Raw genomic sequence first — 18774 nt, 5'->3', positions numbered from 1 at the left:
ATGAATCTGATTATTTTGTTGGCGGTGGTCGTGGCTGCCGGTGCGGTGTTGAGTGTTCAGGCGGCGATCAATGGCCGGTTGGGCGAAACGGTCGGCGTATTGCGCAGCAGTTTGCTGACGTTCGTGGTAGGTGCGGTGACCACCGGGTTGCTGATTCTGTTCTTCGAACCGGCGCATGCCGTGAGCCTGCTGGACGTGCCGAAATGGCAGCTCAGCGGTGCGTTGTTCGGGGTGGTTTACATGATGGTGATGGTCGGCGCCGTGCCGCGTGTGGGGACGGCAGTGGCAACGGTGGCGGTGATTGTCGGGCAGCTGGGCATGGGCATGCTGATCGACAACTTCGGCTGGCTGGGCAATCCGCCGATTGAGTTGTCCAGCAGCCGGATATTGGCAATGGTGTGTCTCGCGTTAGCGTTGCTGTTCATGTATCGCAGCAACACCAAAAGCGCCTGACACGCGAACCCCTGTAGCAGCTGTCGAGCCCGCGTCCGGCTCTGTAGCAGCTGTCGAGCTTGCGAGGCTGCGTTCGGCTCTGTAGGAGCTGTCGAGCTTTGCGAGGCTGCGATCGGCTGCGCAGCAGTCGTGAAATCAGGCAATGCGGTGTATCAGGAAAACCGTGAGCTCAGGGTTTACGACTGCTGCGCAGCCGAACGCAGCCTCGCAAGCTCGACAGCTGCTACAGAGCCGGACGCGGGCTCGACAGCTGCTACAAATACAAATTCTGGCCAGCTCCTACACTGAAAGTGAGGTGCGCATTTGGCGCACGCGACGACCACCACCAAGGAGTCAGACTCATGATCGACAGTGAAAGTATCTGCGACTGCCCCAAATGCTCCTGCAAACTGGGCGAACATCCGATTGCGCGCCACGGCAAGCATTACTGCTGTGAAGCCTGCGCCAAGCACCACGAACATGGCGAAGAGTGTGCCGGCAAGGGCTGCAAGTGTGCCCATGCCAAGTAGCTTATCCAGGAAAAGTGGAGCCACTGGGGCTCCACTTGCAGTTTCTGGCTTCTCCAATCCTCCTTGATATCAGTTCGCCGGTCGCCAGGTCACATTCTCGACCCCGAATTTCTCTGCCATCGGCTTGCTGGTCTTTTGCACCTTTTCACGGCCAAAGCGCGGGATGCGTCCCACGCCGGCATCGCAGCTTGCCCAATGCCAAGCCTCCGCATTGTCCATTTTGTCCAGGCGGATAATGAAAGACTTGGGCGCGCCATGAAGGGTGTATTCAATGACGAAAAGTTTTGCGTTGTTCATATAGCCCGTATTCCTCCCTGTGGTAATAGAGGGATCGCGCACGTAACGGAAAATTCAGTCGGATTGTCAGGCGGCTGCCGCCAGTGGCGACAAGGCCTGCGGCTGGTTACCATGCAATCTCTGAAAACCCCAATGATCACTGCCCATGGCCCTTGCCGCCCCTCCAGACCTGAGTGACACCGAGGTGCCGGTGCAACCGCTGGCGCGCACCTACCCGCGCGGGTTGTACATCGAGCCGCATGAACATGTCTGGGGCCAGTTGCTGTACGCGATGAGTGGGGTGATGTGGGTCGAGACACCCCATGAGGCGCTGGTGGTGCCGCCGCAGCGCGCGGTATGGCTGCCACCGGGCGTGCCCCACGGGATTCGCGTGGTCTCGGACCTGCAGATGCGCAACATCTACCTGCGACCGTCGCTGGCGGCAACCCTGGACGACACGGTGCAAGTGATCGAAGTCGGTGGCCTGCTGCGCGAGCTGATCGTCGGGCTGGTGGAGCAGGGCGATGAGGGCGCTCCCGAGTATTACGAAGCGCTGGTCGGCCTGGCGTTGCTGGAGCTCAAACGAGCCAGGCGCTCGCAGTTGAAAATCCCATTGCCGGACGATTCCGACCGGCGCCTGATGAATGTGTGTCAGGCGGTCATGGCCGCGCCATCCCTGGACATTCCTTTCGAACAACACGCCGAAAACGCCGGTGCCAGCGTGCGTACCCTGGCGCGGCTGTTCAAGGACGGATTGGGCATGGGCTTCGCCGAGTGGCGGCGGCAAGTGCAATTGGCGACGGCGGTGGCGGAGTTGATCCAGGGCGTGGCGGTCAGCGCGATTGCCCGGGAACTGGGCTATTCGCCGAGCAGCTTCAGCGACATGTTCCGACGCGAACTGGGTGTCGCGCCCTCACAATACTCCAGCCCCAACGACCCCCTGTAGGAGCTGGCTTGCCAGCGAAGGCGCCCGTCCAGACAACACCTTATTGCCTGACACACCGCCTTCGCTGGCAAGCCAGCTCCTACAGGTTGGGTGCTTTGGCACAAATTCAGAAGCACTTGGCCGATGCCCGCCGGCGCGTCTCCCTAAACTCATCGCATCCCTCAGCTACACGCGGAGTCTGCCATGAACTACCTCATCTCAATGGTCATCGGCCTGGGCGTCGGCCTGCTTTACGGCGCTCTGGATTTTCGTTCCCCCGCACCACCGGCCATCGCGCTGGTCGGTCTGCTCGGCATGCTGGCCGGCGAAAAGTTGTGGCCGATGGGCCGGCAACTGGTGGCTGGCTGGATCTCCTGAGTCATTTGTGACGCGCCTTTTCACTCATTCGATGGAAACTCCCATGAAAGCACTGCAATTCGACAAAACCGGCGACCTCTCGGCCCTGCGCTACGTCGAGGTTCCCACCCCCGTTCCCGGCACCGATGAAGTATTGGTGCAGATCAAGGCTGCCGGGCTCAATCCCAGCGACGTGAAGAATGTGTTGGGGCGCTTTCCCTACACCACGTTACCGCGAATTCCGGGGCGTGATTTTGCCGGTGTCGTCGTCGAAGGCCCGCAGGCGCTGATCGGTCAGGAAGTCTGGGGCACCGGTCGTGAGCTGGGCTTTTTCGCTGACGGCTCTCATGCACAATTCGTCAAATTGCCGGCCAATGGCGTGGCGCTCAAACCCACTCACCTGACCTTCGCTCAAGCTGCCAGCCTCGGTGTGCCTTACACCACGGCGTGGGATGCACTGGAGCGCAGCCTGGTGACGGCCGAGACCCGATTACTGGTGATCGGTGGCGGCGCGGTCGGCACTGCCGCGTTGGCGCTGGCCAAGGTGCGTGGCGCTCAGGTACTGGCGGCGGCGCGGCGACCGGAGCAGGTCAAGGAGTTGCAGGCGCAGGGTTATCAGACACTGCAACTGGATAAACCGGAGGATCTGGGCGCTCAGGTGAATGCCGTGTACACCGGGGGTGCCGATGTGATTTTCGATACCACCGGCTTCTGGCTGCCCGCGTCGGTCGCTGCATTGGCGGCGTTCGGGCGCATCGCGATCATCGCTGCGCCAGTGGATGGCCTGGTGCAGTTGCCGGCCCTGGCGCTGTATCGCAAGGGTGGTTCGGTGGTGGGGATCAACTCCCTGCTGTACGGGGTTCAGGCCTGTGCGGCGATGCTTGATCAGTTCGGCAGGTTTTTCGATCAAGACTTGTTGCCGTTGCCGCAGGGATTGTTTGAGTCGCCGCTGGCCGAAGGGCTGGAACGGTACGCCGAGGTGAATCAGGGCAGCGGTGAAAAAGTCATCCTGCTGCCATAAGCACCATCACTGTGGTTCATGGGATGTGGGTTGGCATGAGATCACGCCGACCCGCATGTCCACCCGTCGTTTATAACGTTATAAAACTGACGAATATCTGTGCGTCAACTAGCGTGTATCACGAGTGAAACGGTTATCCAAACCGTCGCAGTCTTGATTCGCGTGTGGTTCAGTACAAGGCCATGATGGCCGTTGTGGCACGCCCTTCAAGGAAGAAAGGTTAACCACGTGAAGGAATTGCTGTGGATCTAAGGTCCGTTATTGCCCCGGTTTCGTGCATCTCCCCTCTTTTTCTCGCTGTTCGCCTTGGCATCTTTGGAGTGGTTGTCACCCTCGTCAGCCCTCAAGCCATGGCCGCTTGTACGCCCGGCAACCCGGCGGCGGGCGGTACGGTGACTTGTAGCGGCGTACCCTCGTTGCCGCTGTTTCTCAACACCTTCTCCAGTGCGGTGAATGACCTGACCATCAACGTCGGGTCCGCCGCACAACTGAACTCCACCCTGGGCGGGCAGGTGCTCAACCTCACGGGCAACAACATCACGCTGAACAACGCCGGGCTGATCGATCCTGCGCTGCTCGGCGCGGTGACGGCCCTGAGCGCGGGCGCGGTGATCGGTAATGCGGGCGCCTCGGTGGTGAACATCACCAATGCCCTTACCGGCATCATCCGTGGCACCGGCGACGTGCTCGGCGTCAACCTGGCCAGCCTCAACGGCATGGCGCTGAACATCAACAACAGTACCGGCGGCAGCACCAATATCGTCAACAACGGCACGATGGGTTCGACGGCTTTGTATAACGTGACGCTGTTCGCCGCCGACACTCCGATCGTCGCGGCGCGCGGTGGCGCCCAGGTCAACGTGATCAACGCCGGCACCATCAACGGCCGGATGGCCTTCGAGACCTCGGCCAGCGGCAACACCTTCGTCAACTCCGGCACCATCGCCGGTGGCGTGTCGATGGGTGATGGCAGCACCAACACCTTCACCGCGATTACCGGTTCGACCATCACTGCCGGTGGCGGCATCGGCCTGGCGCTGGGCGGGTTGATCGGCGTCAACCTGACCTTCGCCCCCACCGGCCAGATCGACGGCGGCGCCGGCGGCATCAACTCACTGATCCTGCAAAACCCGATCGGCATCGGCGGCGGCACCTCCGGGGTGGGCACTGTTTCGAGCGCCAACTACGTCCACTTCAACAACCTGACGATCAACAGCGGCACCTGGACCTTGCAAGGTCCGCTGATCAGCGGCAGCACCACGCTCAATGGCGGTATCGCCCAGTTCAACAACAGCGCGGCCTTCGGCAGCGGCGTCCTGACCATCAATGGCGCCGGATTGCAGGCCAGCACCGGCGGCTTGTCGTTGAGCAACCTGATCAACGTGGGCGCCGCCGGCGCGCTACTGCAGGGCACCAACGCCATCACCATCGGCAACGTGATCAGCGGCAGCGGCGGCATCACCAAGAACGGCACCGGCCAACTGATTCTCAACGGCGCCAACACGTATCTGGGCGCCACCACCCTCAACGGCGGCTCGGTGCAACTGGGCAACAACCAGGCGTTCAGCGCCGGCACGGTGACGTTCGGCGGTTCCACCGTCTTGCAGGCGCCGGGCACCATTACCCTGAACAACAACATTGTGCTCAACAGCGCCATCGGTACTTCCGGTGTCGGCAGCCTGACCCTGGCGGGGCTGGTCAGCGGCGCGGGCGGCATTTCGAAAAACGGCAGCGGCACCCTGGCGCTGACCGGCAACAACGCCGGCTACACCGGCAGCACCGACCTCAACGCCGGGACCCTGAGCCTGGGCAATAACAATGCGCTCGGCAGCGGTTCGTTGAACGTCAACGCAGCGGCGAGCCTCAACACCACCACCGGCGTGACCCTGAACAATTCGGTGGCGCTGAACGGCAACCTGACCGTCGTCGGCAGCAACAACCTGACCCTCAATGGCCTGGTTTCCGGCACCAGCGGCCTGATCAAGAATGGCCTGTCGACCCTGACCCTGACCGGCAACAACACCTACCAAGGCCCGACCTCGCTGAACGCTGGCGGGCTGATCCTGGCGTCCGACACTGCGCTGGGCACTGGCGCGTTGAACGCGGCGGCCGGCACTTCCCTGGACACCAACCTCGCAGTGACCCTGGCCAACGCGGTCAACCTTGGCGGCGACCTGACCCTCGGCGGCACTCAGGCGCTGGGCCTGACCGGAGTCATCAACGGCGCAGGCGGGCTGATTAAAAACGGCAGGTCCGCATTGCCCCTCAGCGGCAACAACGGCTACGCCGGCAACACCACACTGAACGCCGGCACGCTGATTCTCGGCTCCAATACGGCGCTGGGCCTGGGCACGTTGAACACGGCGGCGGGCACCACGCTGGATGCCAGTTCCACCGTCGCAGTGACCAATGCGGTGAACACCACTGGCAACCTGAACATCGGCGGCACCGCCGGCCTGACCCTCGGCGGCGCGGACGGCGGCCCGGGCGGCCTGACCAAAAACGGCGCCGCCAACCTGACCCTCAACGGCGCCAATACCTTCCCCGGCAACACCACCCTCAACGCCGGCACCCTGACCGTCGGCAATGCCAATGCCTTGAGCGGCGGGGTGCTGACCGTGGCCGGTGCCTCCACGCTGGACAGCAGCAGCGGCGTCGCCCTCGCCAATAACGTTGCCCTGAACGCAGCCCCGACGGTCGGCGGCAGCACCCAGCTGCCCCTCGACGCCGTAACCAGCGGCACCAACCAGTTGATCAAGAACGGCGCGGCCAACCTGGCCCTCAACGGCGCCAACACCTTCGCCGGCGGCACTACGCTGAACGCCGGCACCATCACCGTCGGCAATGCCGACGCACTGAGCAGCGGCGCCCTGACCGTGGGCGGCGCGAGCACGCTCACTGGCAGCTCGGCCCTGAGCCTGAACAACGCGATCAACCTCAACGCCAACCTGCCCCCCGGCGGCGCCAATGCCCTGACCCTCAGCGGCGTCATCGGTGGCGCGGGCGGGCTGATCAAAACCGGCGCGTCCAGTCTGACGGTCACCGGCGCCAACACCTACGCCGGCACCACGGCGCTGAACGCCGGCACCCTGATCGTCGGTTCCAACACCGCACTGGGGAGCGGCGCGTTGAACGCGTCCGGCGGCACCACTCTCGACGCCAGCACCGCCACCACCCTGGCGAACGCAGTCAACCTGGGCGGCAACCTGACCCTCGGCGGCACCAACGCCCTGCTCCTCAACGGTGCCGCCAGCGGTCTCGGCGGGCTGATCAAAAACGGCGCGGCCGACCTGACCCTCAATCACGCCACCAACTCCCTCGGCTCTACGGCGCTGAACAACGGCACGCTGATCGTAGGTGCCAGCGGTGCCTTGGGTGCCGGCGCATTGAACGCCGCGGCCAACACCACGCTGGACAGCAACACCGCCGTCAGCCTCAGCAACCAGGTGAACCTGGCCGGTGACTTGAACGTCGGCGGCACAGCGGACCTGACCCTGACCGGGCTGGTCAACGGCGCGGGCAGCCTGGTGAAAAACGGTGTCTCCAACCTGGTGCTCAACGGTGCCAACGGCTTCCTCGGCGGCACCACTTTAAACGCCGGCACCCTGACCGTCGGCAACGGCTCGGCACTGGGCCTCGGCGGTTTGACTGTCGGCGGCGCGGCGACCCTCGACAGCAACGCCCCGGTCAGCCTGGGCAACACCGTGGCGCTGAATGCCGACCTGACCGTCGGCGGCACCTCGAACCTGACATTGGGCGGTGTCGTCAGCGGCACTAATCAGCTGATCAAAAATGGCGCGGCCAACCTGACCCTCAATGGCGTCAACACCTACCAGGGCAACACCACCCTGAACGCCGGCACCCTGACCTTGGGTAACGGCGCGGCGCTGGGCACTGGCGCGTTGGTCGTGGGCGGCACGTCGAGCCTGGACAACAGCGCGGCCTTCACCGTGGTCAACGCCATGACCCTCAATGCCGACCTGAACGTGGCCGGCAACAACAACCTGACCCTCGCAGGCGTCCTCGATGGCGCCGGTGCGCTGAACAAAAACGGCCTTTCCGACCTGACCCTCACTGGCAACAACAGCTTCACCGGGGCCTTGAACATCCTTTCCGGCAGTGTCACCGCCGCCAGCACCGGGGCGTTGGGCAATACCTCCGGGGCCAACATCAGCGCCGGCGCCGGCCTCAACCTGGGCACTGATGCCAGCCTCGCCGGCCTCAACGGCAGCGGTGATGTGCTGATCGGTTCGGGCAACACCTTGTCGGTGGGCGGCGTCAATACCACCAGCACCTTCGACGGTGGCCTGGCCGGCCCGGGCGGCTTGAGCAAAGTCGGCACCGGCACCCTCAACCTCACCGGCATCAATGGCCTTACCGGCGACACCGCGGTCAACGGTGGCACCCTGGACCTTAGCGGTTCCCTGGGCAGTGCCAACGTCAACGTCAACAGTGGCGCGATCCTGACTGGCACCGGATCGTTGCTGGGCGCATTGAACGTGGCCAACGGCGGTCACCTGGGCCTGAGCAGCGGCAACACCTTGTCGGTCGGTTCGCTGGCCCTGAACAGCTCCTCCCATATGGACGTCGCTCTCGGCGTGCCGTCCACCAACTCGCTGCTGAACATCGGCGGCAACCTGACCCTGGACGGCCTGCTCAACGTCACCGACGCCGGTGGTTTCGGCGTCGGCGTGTATCGCCTGATCAACTACACCGGCAGCCTGTTGAACCTGGGTATGAATCTGGGCGCGATCCCGATCGGCTACAGCCTTGCGGACCTTGCAGTGCAAACGGCGGTCGGCAACCAGATCAACCTGCTGGTGACGGCGCCGAACGTGAACCTGCGTTTCTGGGACGGCAGCCAGACCATACCAAATGGTTCGGTGGACGGCGGCAACGGCACCTGGAGTGCCGGCAGCACCAACTGGACCTCGGTCGATGGCTTGACGAATCAGACCTGGGCCAGCGACTTCGCAATCTTCCAGGGCACGGCGGGCAACGTGACGGTGCTCGGTACGCAAACCTTTAATGGCATGCAGTTCGTCACCGATGGCTACAACCTGCTGACCGGCGCGGCAGGGCATCTGACTGCGGTGAACGGCACTGGCGGCAACGCGGCGATCCGGGTTGATCCGGGTTCCACGGCAACCATCGGCGTTGGTATCAACGGTGCCGGCACCCTGGCCAAACTCGACAGCGGCACCCTGGTGCTCAATGGCGCCAACAGCTACAGCGGCGGCACGTTGCTCAATGGCGGCACGCTTGTGGTCGGCAGTAACACGGCGTTGGGCAGTGGTTTGCTGACCACCGCTTCGGGTGTCACCCTCGACAGCAACACTGCCGTCACCCTCGGCAATGCCGTCGATCTAGCCGGTAACCTGAATGTTGGTGGCTCGAATGCGCTGACCCTCAACGGCGCGATCAGTGGCGTGGGCGGTCTGGTCAAGGCGGGTGGGGCCAACCTGACCCTCGGCGGCAATAACAGCTTCCTCGGCCCGGTAACCCTGAGTGCCGGTGGCCTGGTGCTGGCTTCCGACTCGGCACTCGGCGCCGGTGCGCTGAATGCCGCCAACGCCACGACGCTGGATGCCGCGACAGCGGTCACCGTCAACAATGGAGTGAACCTGGCCGGTAACCTCACCGTCGCCGGCACCGCTGACCTGACCCTCGCCGGTGCCGTCAATGGCGCCGGTAGCCTGAGCAAAACTGGCGCGGCAAACCTGGTGCTCAATGGCTTCAACGGCTTCCTCGGCGGTGTCGACCTGAACGCCGGGACCCTGACGGTCGGCAACGCCTCGGGCCTGGGCCTGGGTAACCTGACCGTGAGTGGCGCTTCGACGCTGGATAACAACACCGTGCTGAGCCTGGCCAACAACGTTGGCCTGAACGCCAGCGTGGCGGTGGGCGGCAGTAACGACCTGACCCTCGGCGGAGTGATTAGCGGCACCGGTGGCCTGACCAAGAATGGCGCGGCCAACCTGATCCTCAACGGCGCCAACACCCTGCAAGGCGACACCACCCTGAACGCCGGCACCTTGACTCTCGGCAACGCCGCAGCCCTGGGCACTGGCGCATTGACCGTCGCTGGCGCCTCCACGCTGGAGAACAGTTCGGCGCTCAGCGTGGCCAACGACGTCAATGTCAACGCGGCACTGAATGTGGCCGGTGCCAATAACCTGACCCTGGCCGGTGTCGTCGCCGGGGCTGGAACCCTGAGCAAAAACGGCGCGGCGGACCTGACCCTCAGCGGCAATAACACCTTCAGCGGAACGTTCAACGTCCTCGGCGGCAGCTTGAGCACCACAACCATCACGGCGCTGGGCAACAATGCCGGGGTCAATCTGGGGACGGGCACCAGCCTGAACCTCGGCGCTTCGGGCAGCCTCGCCAGCCTGACCGGCAGCGGCACGACGCAGATCGGTGGCGGCAATACCCTGAGCATCGGCAGTAATAATTCCAGCAGCACCTTTGACGGTGTCCTCAGCGGCAGCGGCTTGCTCGACAAACTTGGCAGCGGCACCTTCAACCTCACCGGCATCAACAGCTTGACCGGCGACACCAGCATCAACGGCGGCACGCTGAATGTCAGCGGTTCGCTGGACAGTGCCAACGTTTCGGTCAATAGCGGCGGGACGCTTGCCGGTAGCGGTAGCCTGATCGGCGCAGTGAATGTCGCCGACGGCGGTCACGTCGCACTGGCCACCGGCAGCACCTTGTCGGTGGGTTCGCTGGTATTGGGCGGCAACTCCAACCTTGATGTCGGGCTCGGTGTGCCGGTGTCCGGCGGCGGCAATGCGCTGATCAATGTCGGCGGCAACCTGACCCTCGACGGGACCTTGAACGTCAGCGACATTGGCGGTTTCGGCCGCGGCGTGTATCGCATCATCAACTACACCGGTGCCTTGACCGACAACGGTTTATTGATCGGCAGCGTGCCGGGAAGCATCGTGCCGGGTAATTTGCAAGTGCAGACCGCTGTGGGCAGCCAGGTCAACCTGCTCGTCGCCGACCCCAACACCACCGTGCAATTCTGGGATGGCACTCAAGCGGTCGGCAACGGCGCGATCGATGGCGGCAACGGCACCTGGGGCAGTGGCAACCCCAACTGGACCAATGTCGATGGCACCCTCAATCTGGGCTGGGCCAATAGCTTCGCGGTGTTCCAGGGCGCGGCGGGTACGGTCACGGTCAACGGCGCGCAAAGCATCACCGGCATGCAGTTTGTCACCGACGGCTACAGTTTGGTAAACGGCACCACGGGCGAACTGACCTTGGTCAACGGTGGCTTGGGCAACGCGACTTTCCGCGTCGATCCCAACGCCACTGCGACTATTGGCGTGGCGATCAACGGCGCCGGTACTCTGGGCAAATACGACACGGGCACCCTGGTGCTGAACGCGGCCAACGGCTACACCGGCGGCACCGCGCTGAACGGCGGCGCCCTGGGGCTGGGCAATGACGCGGCGCTGGGCAGCGGTGTGCTCACCGCCGCCAATGGCACCACGCTGGACAGTAATACGGCGGTCAGCCTCACTAACGCGGTGGTACTGAACGGTGGGATGAGTGTCGCGGGCTCCAATGCGCTGACTTTCGCTGGCGTCGTCAGCGGCACCGGCAGCCTGATCAAGAACGGCGCTTCAAGCCTGACCCTCGACGGCAGCAACACCTACGCCGGCGGCACACAGTTGAATGCCGGCTCGTTGATCCTCGGTAACAACAGCGCCATCGGCACCGGTGCACTCGGCGTCGCAGGCAGCGCTCAACTGGGTAGCACTGCAGCCCTGCAATTGGCCAACGCGATCAATCTTGCCGGGGAGTTGACCCTGGTCGGCACCCAGGACACCACCCTCAGTGGCGTGATCGACGGCACCGGCAGCCTGGTGAAAAACGGCATCGGTGCGCTGTTGCTCAGCGGCACCAATACCTACAGCGGCGGCACCACCCTCAACGCCGGCAGCACCAGTGGCAACACCACTAGCCTGCAAGGCGCGATTCTCAACAACGCTATGCTGACCTTCGAACAAACCAATAACGGCAGCTACACCGGTAACCTCACCGGCAGCGGTACGCTGACTAAAAACGGCACCGGCGATTTGCTGCTCACTGGCACCAACGGCCTTACTGGCGATACTAATGTCCAGGCCGGCTCGTTGTTGGTCAACGGTACTCTCGACAGTGCCAGCGTGAACGTGGCGAGCGGGGCGAAAATCGGTGGCAGTGGTCAACTCGGCGGTGCGGTGCAACTGTCCAGCGGCGCGACCCTGATCGGTGGTGGTGGGGCAACGGCATTGTCGGTCGGTGCCTTGGCCTTGTCCTCGGGCACCAACCTGGACTTCAGTCTCGGCGCGCCCACCAGTTCGACCACCGTGGTCGACGTCGCCGGCAACCTGATCCTCGACGGTACGCTGAACATCAGCAATGCCGGTGGCTTCGGCACCGGCGTTTATCAACTGTTCCGTTACGGCGGCAACCTGACCGACAACGGCCTGACCTACGGCACGCTGCCGGGCGGGGTGTTGCCATCGAGCCTGACCCTGCAAACTGCGCTGGCCAATCAGGTCAACCTGCTGGTGCAAAGTACCCAAGGTGAGGCGCAGTTCTGGAACGGTGGCAAAACCAACGCCGACGGTACGATTACCGGCGGCAGCGGCATCTGGGGGTCGGACACCAACTGGACTGATGCCGGTGGTACGGCGAGCCAGGGTTCCAGCCGTCAGTTCGCGGTGTTCGGTGGGCAGGGCGGTACGGTGACTGTCGTCGGCAACCAAGGCTTTACCGGATTGCAGTTCCTCGAAAACGGTTACCGCCTGGTTCAAGGCTCCGGTGGCAGCCTGACACCGATCAACGCGGTCGATGGCAGTCTGGCACCGGTGCGGATCAATGGTGGCGTCACCACGGAAATCTCGGTGCCTCTGGTAGGCAGCGGCGGGATCGAGAAGCTGGATTCCGGCACGCTGGTACTGAGCGGTGCGAACACCTACAGCGGTGGCACCACGGTCAGCGGCGGTACATTGGTCGGTAACACCACCAGCTTGCAGGGCAGCATCCTTAACAATGCGCGAGTGCTGTTTGCCCAGGCCAGCACCGGCTATTTCAACGGCGTACTCAGCGGCACCGGTGATCTGGTCAAACAAGGCGCCGGGACGCTGCTGTTAGAGGGCGATCATCCGTTCAGTGGCACCGTTGAAGTAGAGCAAGGCCTGTTGGTGGTCGGTGATCCACCGGCGACACTCGCCGGGCAGGTCACCGTGTTCAACGGCGCAGCCCTGACCGGTAACGGCAGCGTCGGTTCGGTAGTCAACCACGGGGTGTTTTCGAGCGGCGCGAACGGAGAAATTCTGCGGGTAACGGGTAACATGACCAACGCTTCGGACGGCCTGTTGGCGCTGACCATCACGTCACCGACCATCACACCGTTGGTGGTGGGTGGCACGGCAACGCTCGATGGCGCTCTGCAAGTGACCAATCTCTTGCCGTACACCGGCGACACCACTTATTCGCTGATCACGGCGGGCGGCGGCGTCACTGGCACCTTCAGCGCCACCGATCTGCCTGATAACGCGTTCCTCGACACCTCGTTGGTGTATGGCGCCAACGAAGTCGATCTGGCCGTCAGCCGCAACCAGACGTCCTTCGCCGATGTGGCGGCCACCGGTAACCAACGTGGCACGGCGTCCGCGCTGTCGCGCAATGGTGCTGCCGGCGTGACGTTGCAGAACGAAATCGTCAACCTGAGCGTCGCCGGTGCCCAAGCAGCGTTCGACAGTTTGTCCGGGGAGATTCACGCCAGCACCGCCAGCGCGATTCTCGAAGACTCGCGTTACATCCGCGACGCGGTCAACGACCGCATGCGCCAGCCGTCCTGCAGTGGGCCTGACGATCCTCGCCGCGCCTTGGCACCCAGCGAAAATCGCCTGACCAGCGGTGGCTGTCACGGTGAGATGGTTGGCTGGATGCGCGCATTGGGTGCCTGGGGTGAGATGGACGGCGACAGCAACAGCGCCAAACTGGATCGCAACCTCAGCGGCTTCATGCTTGGCACCGACAAGCAAATTGATGATCAGTGGCGCGCCGGCATGGCTGCCGGTTACACCCGTAGCGACCTGGACGCCTCCGATCGTCGTTCCGATGCCACGGTCGAGAGCTACCACTTGGCGGCGTACCTGAACTCGCAGTTCGATGCATTGGCAGTGCGCCTGGGTGCGGCTTACAGCTGGCACGACATCGAGACCAAACGTGACGTCAGCGTCGGCGCCTACAACGACCGGTTGAAGGCCCATTACGACGCGCGCAGCGCACAGGTGTTCGGTGAAGTGGGTTACACCGTCGAAGCGGCCGGCATTGCGCTGGAACCGTTTGCCGGCCTGGCCTATGTCAACTACGACAGCGAGACCGCCCATGAAAAAGGTGGAGTAGGGCGCCTGAAGGCCGACGCCGATCAGGACATCACCTTCTCCACGCTTGGGTTACGCGCGGGCAAAGTCATCACCCTGGCCAACGGCGGGCAATTCACCCCCCGTGCCGCCATCGGCTGGCGCCATGCCTTCGGCGATACCGAACCAGACGCTGACCTGAGCTTCATCGATGGTGGCGCCTCGTTCAGCACCCAAGGCGTGCCGATTGCCAAGGACAGCGCACTGCTTGAAGCGGGCGTCGACTTCCAGATCAGCCCGACCGGCAAACTCGGCATTGGCTACTCGGGCCAGGTCGCGCGCAAAAGCGAGGACCACGCGATGACGATCAGTTTCAGCCTTGGGTTCTGATCCTCATCGCACTGTTTCAGCCGCCCGAAAGGGCGGTTTTTTTTTCTACGTCGTGTGGCAAATGTCGGGAATGCCGTGTCTGTTGTACCGCCATCGCGGGCAAGCCCGCTCCCACATTGGATCTTCAGTGGACATAGATCCAATGTGGGAGCGGGCTTGCCCGCGATGGCGGCCTGTCAGTCACCAAGGGAACCTGCGCCTTGCAGGGCTGATGCTCTGCTAGAATCGGCCCCATTGATCCCAAGAGGTGCCCCATGAGCGAGCCGATTCGTCTGACCCAGTACAGCCACGGCGCTGGCTGTGGCTGCAAGATTTCTCCCCTGGTGCTGGAGGTGATTCTCGCCGGCAGCGGCGCGCAAAACCTGGACCCGAAACTCTGGGTCGGCAACGCCTCGCGTGATGACGCCGCCGTGTACGCCATCGATGAAGAGCGTGGCGTGGTGTCGACCACTGACTTCTTTATGCCGATTGTCGACGACCCGTTCGATTTCGGCCGCATTGCCGCCACCAATGCCATCAGCGATATCTACGCCATGGGTGGCGATCCGTTGATGGCGATTGCGATCCTCGGCTGGCCGGTGAATGTACTGGCGCCGGAGATTGCCCGGGAAGTGATTCGCGGCGGGCGTTCGGTCTGCGATGAAGCGGGCATTCCGTTGGCCGGTGGGCATTCCATCGATGCGCCGGAGCCGATCTTCGGCCTGGCGGTCACCGGTCTGGTGCAAAAACGCCACATGAAGCGTAACGACACCGCCACCGCCGGTTGCCTGCTTTACCTCACCAAACCCCTGGGCATCGGCATCCTCACCACCGCCGAGAAGAAGGGCAAGTTGCGCCATGCCGACATCGGCCTGGCCCGCGACTGGATGTGCACCCTGAACAAACCCGGCAGCCGCTTCGGCAAACTCGACGGCGTGACCGCGATGACCGACGTCACCGGTTTTGGTTTGCTGGGGCATCTGGTGGAAATGGCCGATGGCAGCAACGTGACGGCCCGAATCGAGTACGACCGTGTGCCGCGCCTGCCGGGTGTCGAGTATTACCTGGACCTGGGCTGCGTACCGGGCGGGACGCTGCGCAATTTCGACAGCTACGCCAGCAAACTCGGGCGGCTTCAGGAAATGCACAAACGCGTGCTCTGCGATCCGCAGACCAGCGGTGGCCTGCTAGTCGCGGTCACACCTGAGGGTAACGAACACTTCCTCAAAGTGGCTGCCGAACTAGGCCTTGCCCTTGAGCCGATCGGCGAACTGGTCGAGCGACAGACAAACGCGGTCGAGGTGTTTTGATGTCTATCGACTGCACCGATTACCGCGACATCTTTCTCAACGACCGGCCGATGATGGACGCCCGTGCGCCGGTCGAGTTTCAAAAAGGCTCATTCCCCGGCGTCGTCAACCTGCCACTGATGAACGACAGCGAGCGGCAACGGATCGGCACCTGCTACAAACAGCACGGCCAGCAAGCCGCCATTACGCTGGGCCATCAACTGGTGTCCGGCGAGATCAAAGCCGAGCGCATTCAGGCCTGGGCGGAGTTTGCCCGGGCCCATCCGGATGGCTATCTGTATTGTTTTCGCGGCGGCTTGCGCTCGCAGATCGTCCAGCAGTGGCTCAAGGACGAGGCGGGCATTGATTACCCGCGAGTCGGTGGCGGCTACAAGGCCATGCGCACCTTCCTGCTGGACACGCTCGATCAGGCGGTTACCCAGTGCGATTTCGTTTTGCTCGGCGGCATGACCGGCACCGGCAAGACCGAGGTGCTCACGCAGCTGCGCAACGGCCTGGACCTGGAGGGCCACGCCAACCATCGCGGTTCCAGTTTCGGCAAACACGCCACCGGCCAGCCCTCCAACATCGACTTTGAAAACCGCCTGGCGGTGGATGTGCTGAAAAAGCGTGACCACGGCATCGAGCAGTTTGTGCTGGAAGACGAGAGCCGGGCGATCGGCAGTTGCGCGCTGCCGTTGCCGCTGTATCAGGGCATGCAGCAGTTTCCGATGGTCTGGCTTGAAGACAGCCTGCAAGGGAGGGTCGAGCGAATCCTGCGCGATTACGTGGTGGATTTGTGTGCCGAGTTTATCGGCGTGCATGGCGATGAAGGCTTTGCGTTGTTCTCCGAGCGTTTGCTGGAGAGCCTGAACAACGTGCAGAAGCGCTTGGGCGGAGAACGCCATCGGCGGATGTTGATCTTGATGGAGGAGGCGTTGGCGGAGCAGGCGAACAGCGGGGCCGTGGACTTGCACCGGGGCTGGATCGAAGGGTTGCTGCGCGAGTATTACGACCCGATGTATGCGTTTCAGCGGGAGAAGAAGGGGGCGCGGATCGAGTTTGCCGGGGAGCGCGGGGCGGTGCTTGAGTACCTGCGCGAGCGAGTCAGTCAGCGAGGGTGAGGGTGGTTTTGCTGGCCTCATCGCGGGCAAGCCCGCTCCCACATTTGATCTTCAGTGAGCACCAAATCTATGTTCAAAGCAGATCCTTGTGGGAGCGGGCTTGCCCGCGATGAGGCCCTGACAGACACCCCACGACTCAAGTCGGGCAAGTCTCCTGCCCATTATCCAGACCCTGCTTGTAACTGTGGCTCACCAGGCTGGCCTTGCCGTTGTGCCAGGTTAGCGTGAGCACATACAGCGAGTCATAGTCGCTGGACTCCCAGTCGTCGGCGATGTTCTGTTTCTTGCCAACGGCTTCCCCGGCAACCTTGTTGATCAGCTCGGGCAGGTAGCCGTGGGACCAGGCGGTGTAGATGACCGAGTTGTGATATTTGTCGTGCAGCAGTTCATCCGCCAGGTCGCTGGTGTCATTGGCCGAGAAGTTGATGTTCACCGGCAAACCGAGCTTGATCGCGCTGGGGCTGATGGTCATCAGGGGGCGAATGTAACTGTAGGAGTTGTCCAGTTCGCCTTCCTCGACATTGCGCGTCGGGTTCGCGGCGAAGACATAGTTGGCCTTGCCGAATTTTTCCGGCAACAAAGTGGCCAGGTCAATCGCACGGTTCAGACCTTGGCAATTGAGCTGGCCAAGGCCGCCAGCAGGTTTTTCCGCGTGGCGCAGGAACACCAGCGTCTGGGTGCCGTCCGCCGGTTGGGCACGGCTTTCGCGGGATTCCAGTGCCAGAAACAACACGCTGACTGCCAGCAAGGCGGGCAGGAGTAAATAAGCGCGATGTTTGAAGCGTTTGGCGAATTTCAGAGGGTTCATCATTGAATTAAGAGTTCTTCAGCGCATTTCGTTAAGGCTGACAAACCTTTACACCGCGAAATTCCTGCATCGGGTGTTTTCCATGTCGTTAAGCCGGTCCGTATTCAAAAGAGGCAGTGCTCAGAGTCCTCTGAAGCCCGTTTGGTTCGATTCCGGCAAAGAGCGCAGCAATGTACCGGTAACCTTGTACGGGTTGGAGCACAGGTTATCGACAGGATGTTGCGGATTTATGGACACGTTACACGTGTAGGAGCTGCCGAAGGCTGCGATCTTTTGATCTTGAACATCAGTGGGATTGATACCGGCAACGGATCTCCTGCATTAAGATCGTCATTCTCAATTTCCTCGTGGATGCTCCCATGACCGATTTGTCCGTGTTCCCCATCACCCAGAAATGGCCGGCCCAATACCCCGAGTGGATTCAGCTTTACTCCTTGCCGACCCCCAACGGCGTCAAGGTGTCGATCATGCTCGAAGAGATCGGCCTGCCTTACGAGCCCCATCGCGTGGGCTTCGAGACCAATGATCAGCTGTCGCCCGAATTCATGTCCCTGAACCCCAACAACAAGATCCCGGCCATCCTCGATCCCCATGGTCCGGGAGACCAGCCGTTGCCGCTGTTCGAGTCCGGGGCGATTCTGATCTATCTCGCCGACAAGAGCGGGCAATTGCTGGCACAGGAATCGGCTGCGCGTTACGAGACGATCCAGTGGCTGATGTTTCAGATGGGTGGCATCGGGCCGATGTTCGGCCAACTCGGCTTCTTCAACAAATTCGCTGGCAAGGACTACGAAGACAAGCGACCTCGGGATCGTTACGTCGAGGAAAGCAAACGCCTGCTCAGTGTGCTCGACGGGCGTCTGGAAGGGCGTGACTGGATCATGGGTGAGCGTTACACCATTGCCGACATCGCGACGTTCCCCTGGGTGCGCAACCTGATCGGCTTCTATGAGGCTGGCGATCTGGTGGGCATCAACAACTTCCCCAACGTCACGCGAGTGCTGGAAAAATTCCTGGCGCGGCCGGCGGTGATCCGCGGGCTGGAAATTCCTAAACCCCTCTCGAATTGAACGGGAACCTGTGGGAGCGGGCTTGCCCGCGATAGCGGAGTGTCAGACACATTGATGCCGGATGGACCGCCGCCATCGCGGGCAAGCCCGCTTGTATGGTAGGACTTGAAGGGAGGAGGAGGGACAAAGCCCGATTCTGACTGTTGACGCAGTACAGATCCGTGGGAGATTTCGCCTGGCCTCCTTGCAGCAACGCGCCG

11 protein-coding genes are annotated in these 18774 nt (G+C 62.6%); 9 read left to right on the top strand and 2 right to left on the bottom strand.

Going from position 1 to position 18774, the window contains the following annotated elements:
* Positions 1 to 453 carry a DMT family transporter gene (locus AEQ67_RS19205; protein WP_059405422.1) on the top strand — a complete coding sequence of 151 codons (453 nt, stop codon included), beginning with the start codon at positions 1 to 3 and terminating at the stop codon, positions 451 to 453.
* 341 nt (positions 454 to 794) lie between these two features.
* On the top strand, positions 795 to 962 hold the full coding sequence (locus AEQ67_RS19200) for a metallothionein (RefSeq protein WP_059405409.1): 168 nt from the start codon (positions 795 to 797) through the stop codon (positions 960 to 962).
* Between the two features lie 69 nt (positions 963 to 1031).
* On the opposite strand, the gene AEQ67_RS19195 is transcribed toward AEQ67_RS19200, so the two are convergent.
* Positions 1032 to 1259, bottom strand: coding sequence for a DUF6555 family protein (locus AEQ67_RS19195; protein WP_059405408.1), 228 nt, complete (start codon positions 1257 to 1259; stop codon positions 1032 to 1034).
* Positions 1260 to 1404: 145 nt separating this feature from the next.
* Between AEQ67_RS19195 and AEQ67_RS19190 the strand changes: the two genes are divergently transcribed.
* From AEQ67_RS19190 to mnmH, 6 genes are all read left to right on the top strand, one after another.
* Positions 1405 to 2184, top strand: a complete 780-nt coding sequence (locus AEQ67_RS19190) for an AraC family transcriptional regulator (RefSeq protein ID WP_059405407.1) — start codon at positions 1405 to 1407, stop codon at positions 2182 to 2184.
* Positions 2185 to 2367: 183 nt separating this feature from the next.
* Positions 2368 to 2541 carry a DUF1427 family protein gene (locus AEQ67_RS34065; protein ID WP_082377916.1) on the top strand — a complete coding sequence of 58 codons (174 nt, stop codon included), beginning with the start codon at positions 2368 to 2370 and terminating at the stop codon, positions 2539 to 2541.
* Between the two features lie 43 nt (positions 2542 to 2584).
* Positions 2585 to 3541 carry a quinone oxidoreductase family protein gene (locus AEQ67_RS19185; protein WP_059405406.1) on the top strand — a complete coding sequence of 319 codons (957 nt, stop codon included), beginning with the start codon at positions 2585 to 2587 and terminating at the stop codon, positions 3539 to 3541.
* A 350-nt stretch (positions 3542 to 3891) separates the two neighbouring features.
* Positions 3892 to 14304, top strand: coding sequence for an autotransporter-associated beta strand repeat-containing protein (locus AEQ67_RS19180; protein WP_442965653.1), 10413 nt, complete (start codon positions 3892 to 3894; stop codon positions 14302 to 14304).
* 254 nt (positions 14305 to 14558) lie between these two features.
* Positions 14559 to 15593: a selenide, water dikinase SelD gene (gene selD, locus AEQ67_RS19175; protein ID WP_059405404.1), complete on the top strand. Its 1035-nt coding sequence runs from the start codon at positions 14559 to 14561 to the stop codon at positions 15591 to 15593.
* Positions 15593 to 16696: a tRNA 2-selenouridine(34) synthase MnmH gene (mnmH, locus tag AEQ67_RS19170; protein WP_059405403.1), complete on the top strand. Its 1104-nt coding sequence runs from the start codon at positions 15593 to 15595 to the stop codon at positions 16694 to 16696. The genes selD and mnmH overlap by 1 nt, the downstream gene beginning before the upstream one ends.
* A gap of 136 nt (positions 16697 to 16832) precedes the next feature.
* Here the strand turns inward: mnmH and AEQ67_RS19165 are convergent, their stop codons facing one another.
* The gene (locus AEQ67_RS19165; RefSeq protein ID WP_442965652.1) at positions 16833 to 17504 is read right to left on the bottom strand and encodes a histidine phosphatase family protein; all 672 of its coding nucleotides are present in this window, start codon (positions 17502 to 17504) and stop codon (positions 16833 to 16835) included.
* 359 nt (positions 17505 to 17863) lie between these two features.
* On the opposite strand from AEQ67_RS19165, the gene AEQ67_RS19160 reads away from it, so the two are divergent.
* Complete coding sequence (locus AEQ67_RS19160; RefSeq protein WP_059405401.1) at positions 17864 to 18574, top strand: glutathione binding-like protein; 711 nt, start codon at positions 17864 to 17866, stop codon at positions 18572 to 18574.
* Positions 18575 to 18774: the final 200 nt, after the last annotated feature.

Origin of the sequence: Pseudomonas sp. RIT-PI-q (assembly GCF_001297125.1) — a bacterium.
In the GTDB taxonomy this organism is placed as follows: Bacteria; Pseudomonadota; Gammaproteobacteria; order Pseudomonadales; family Pseudomonadaceae; genus Aquipseudomonas.
This window is presented reverse-complemented; position numbering and strand designations above follow the sequence as displayed.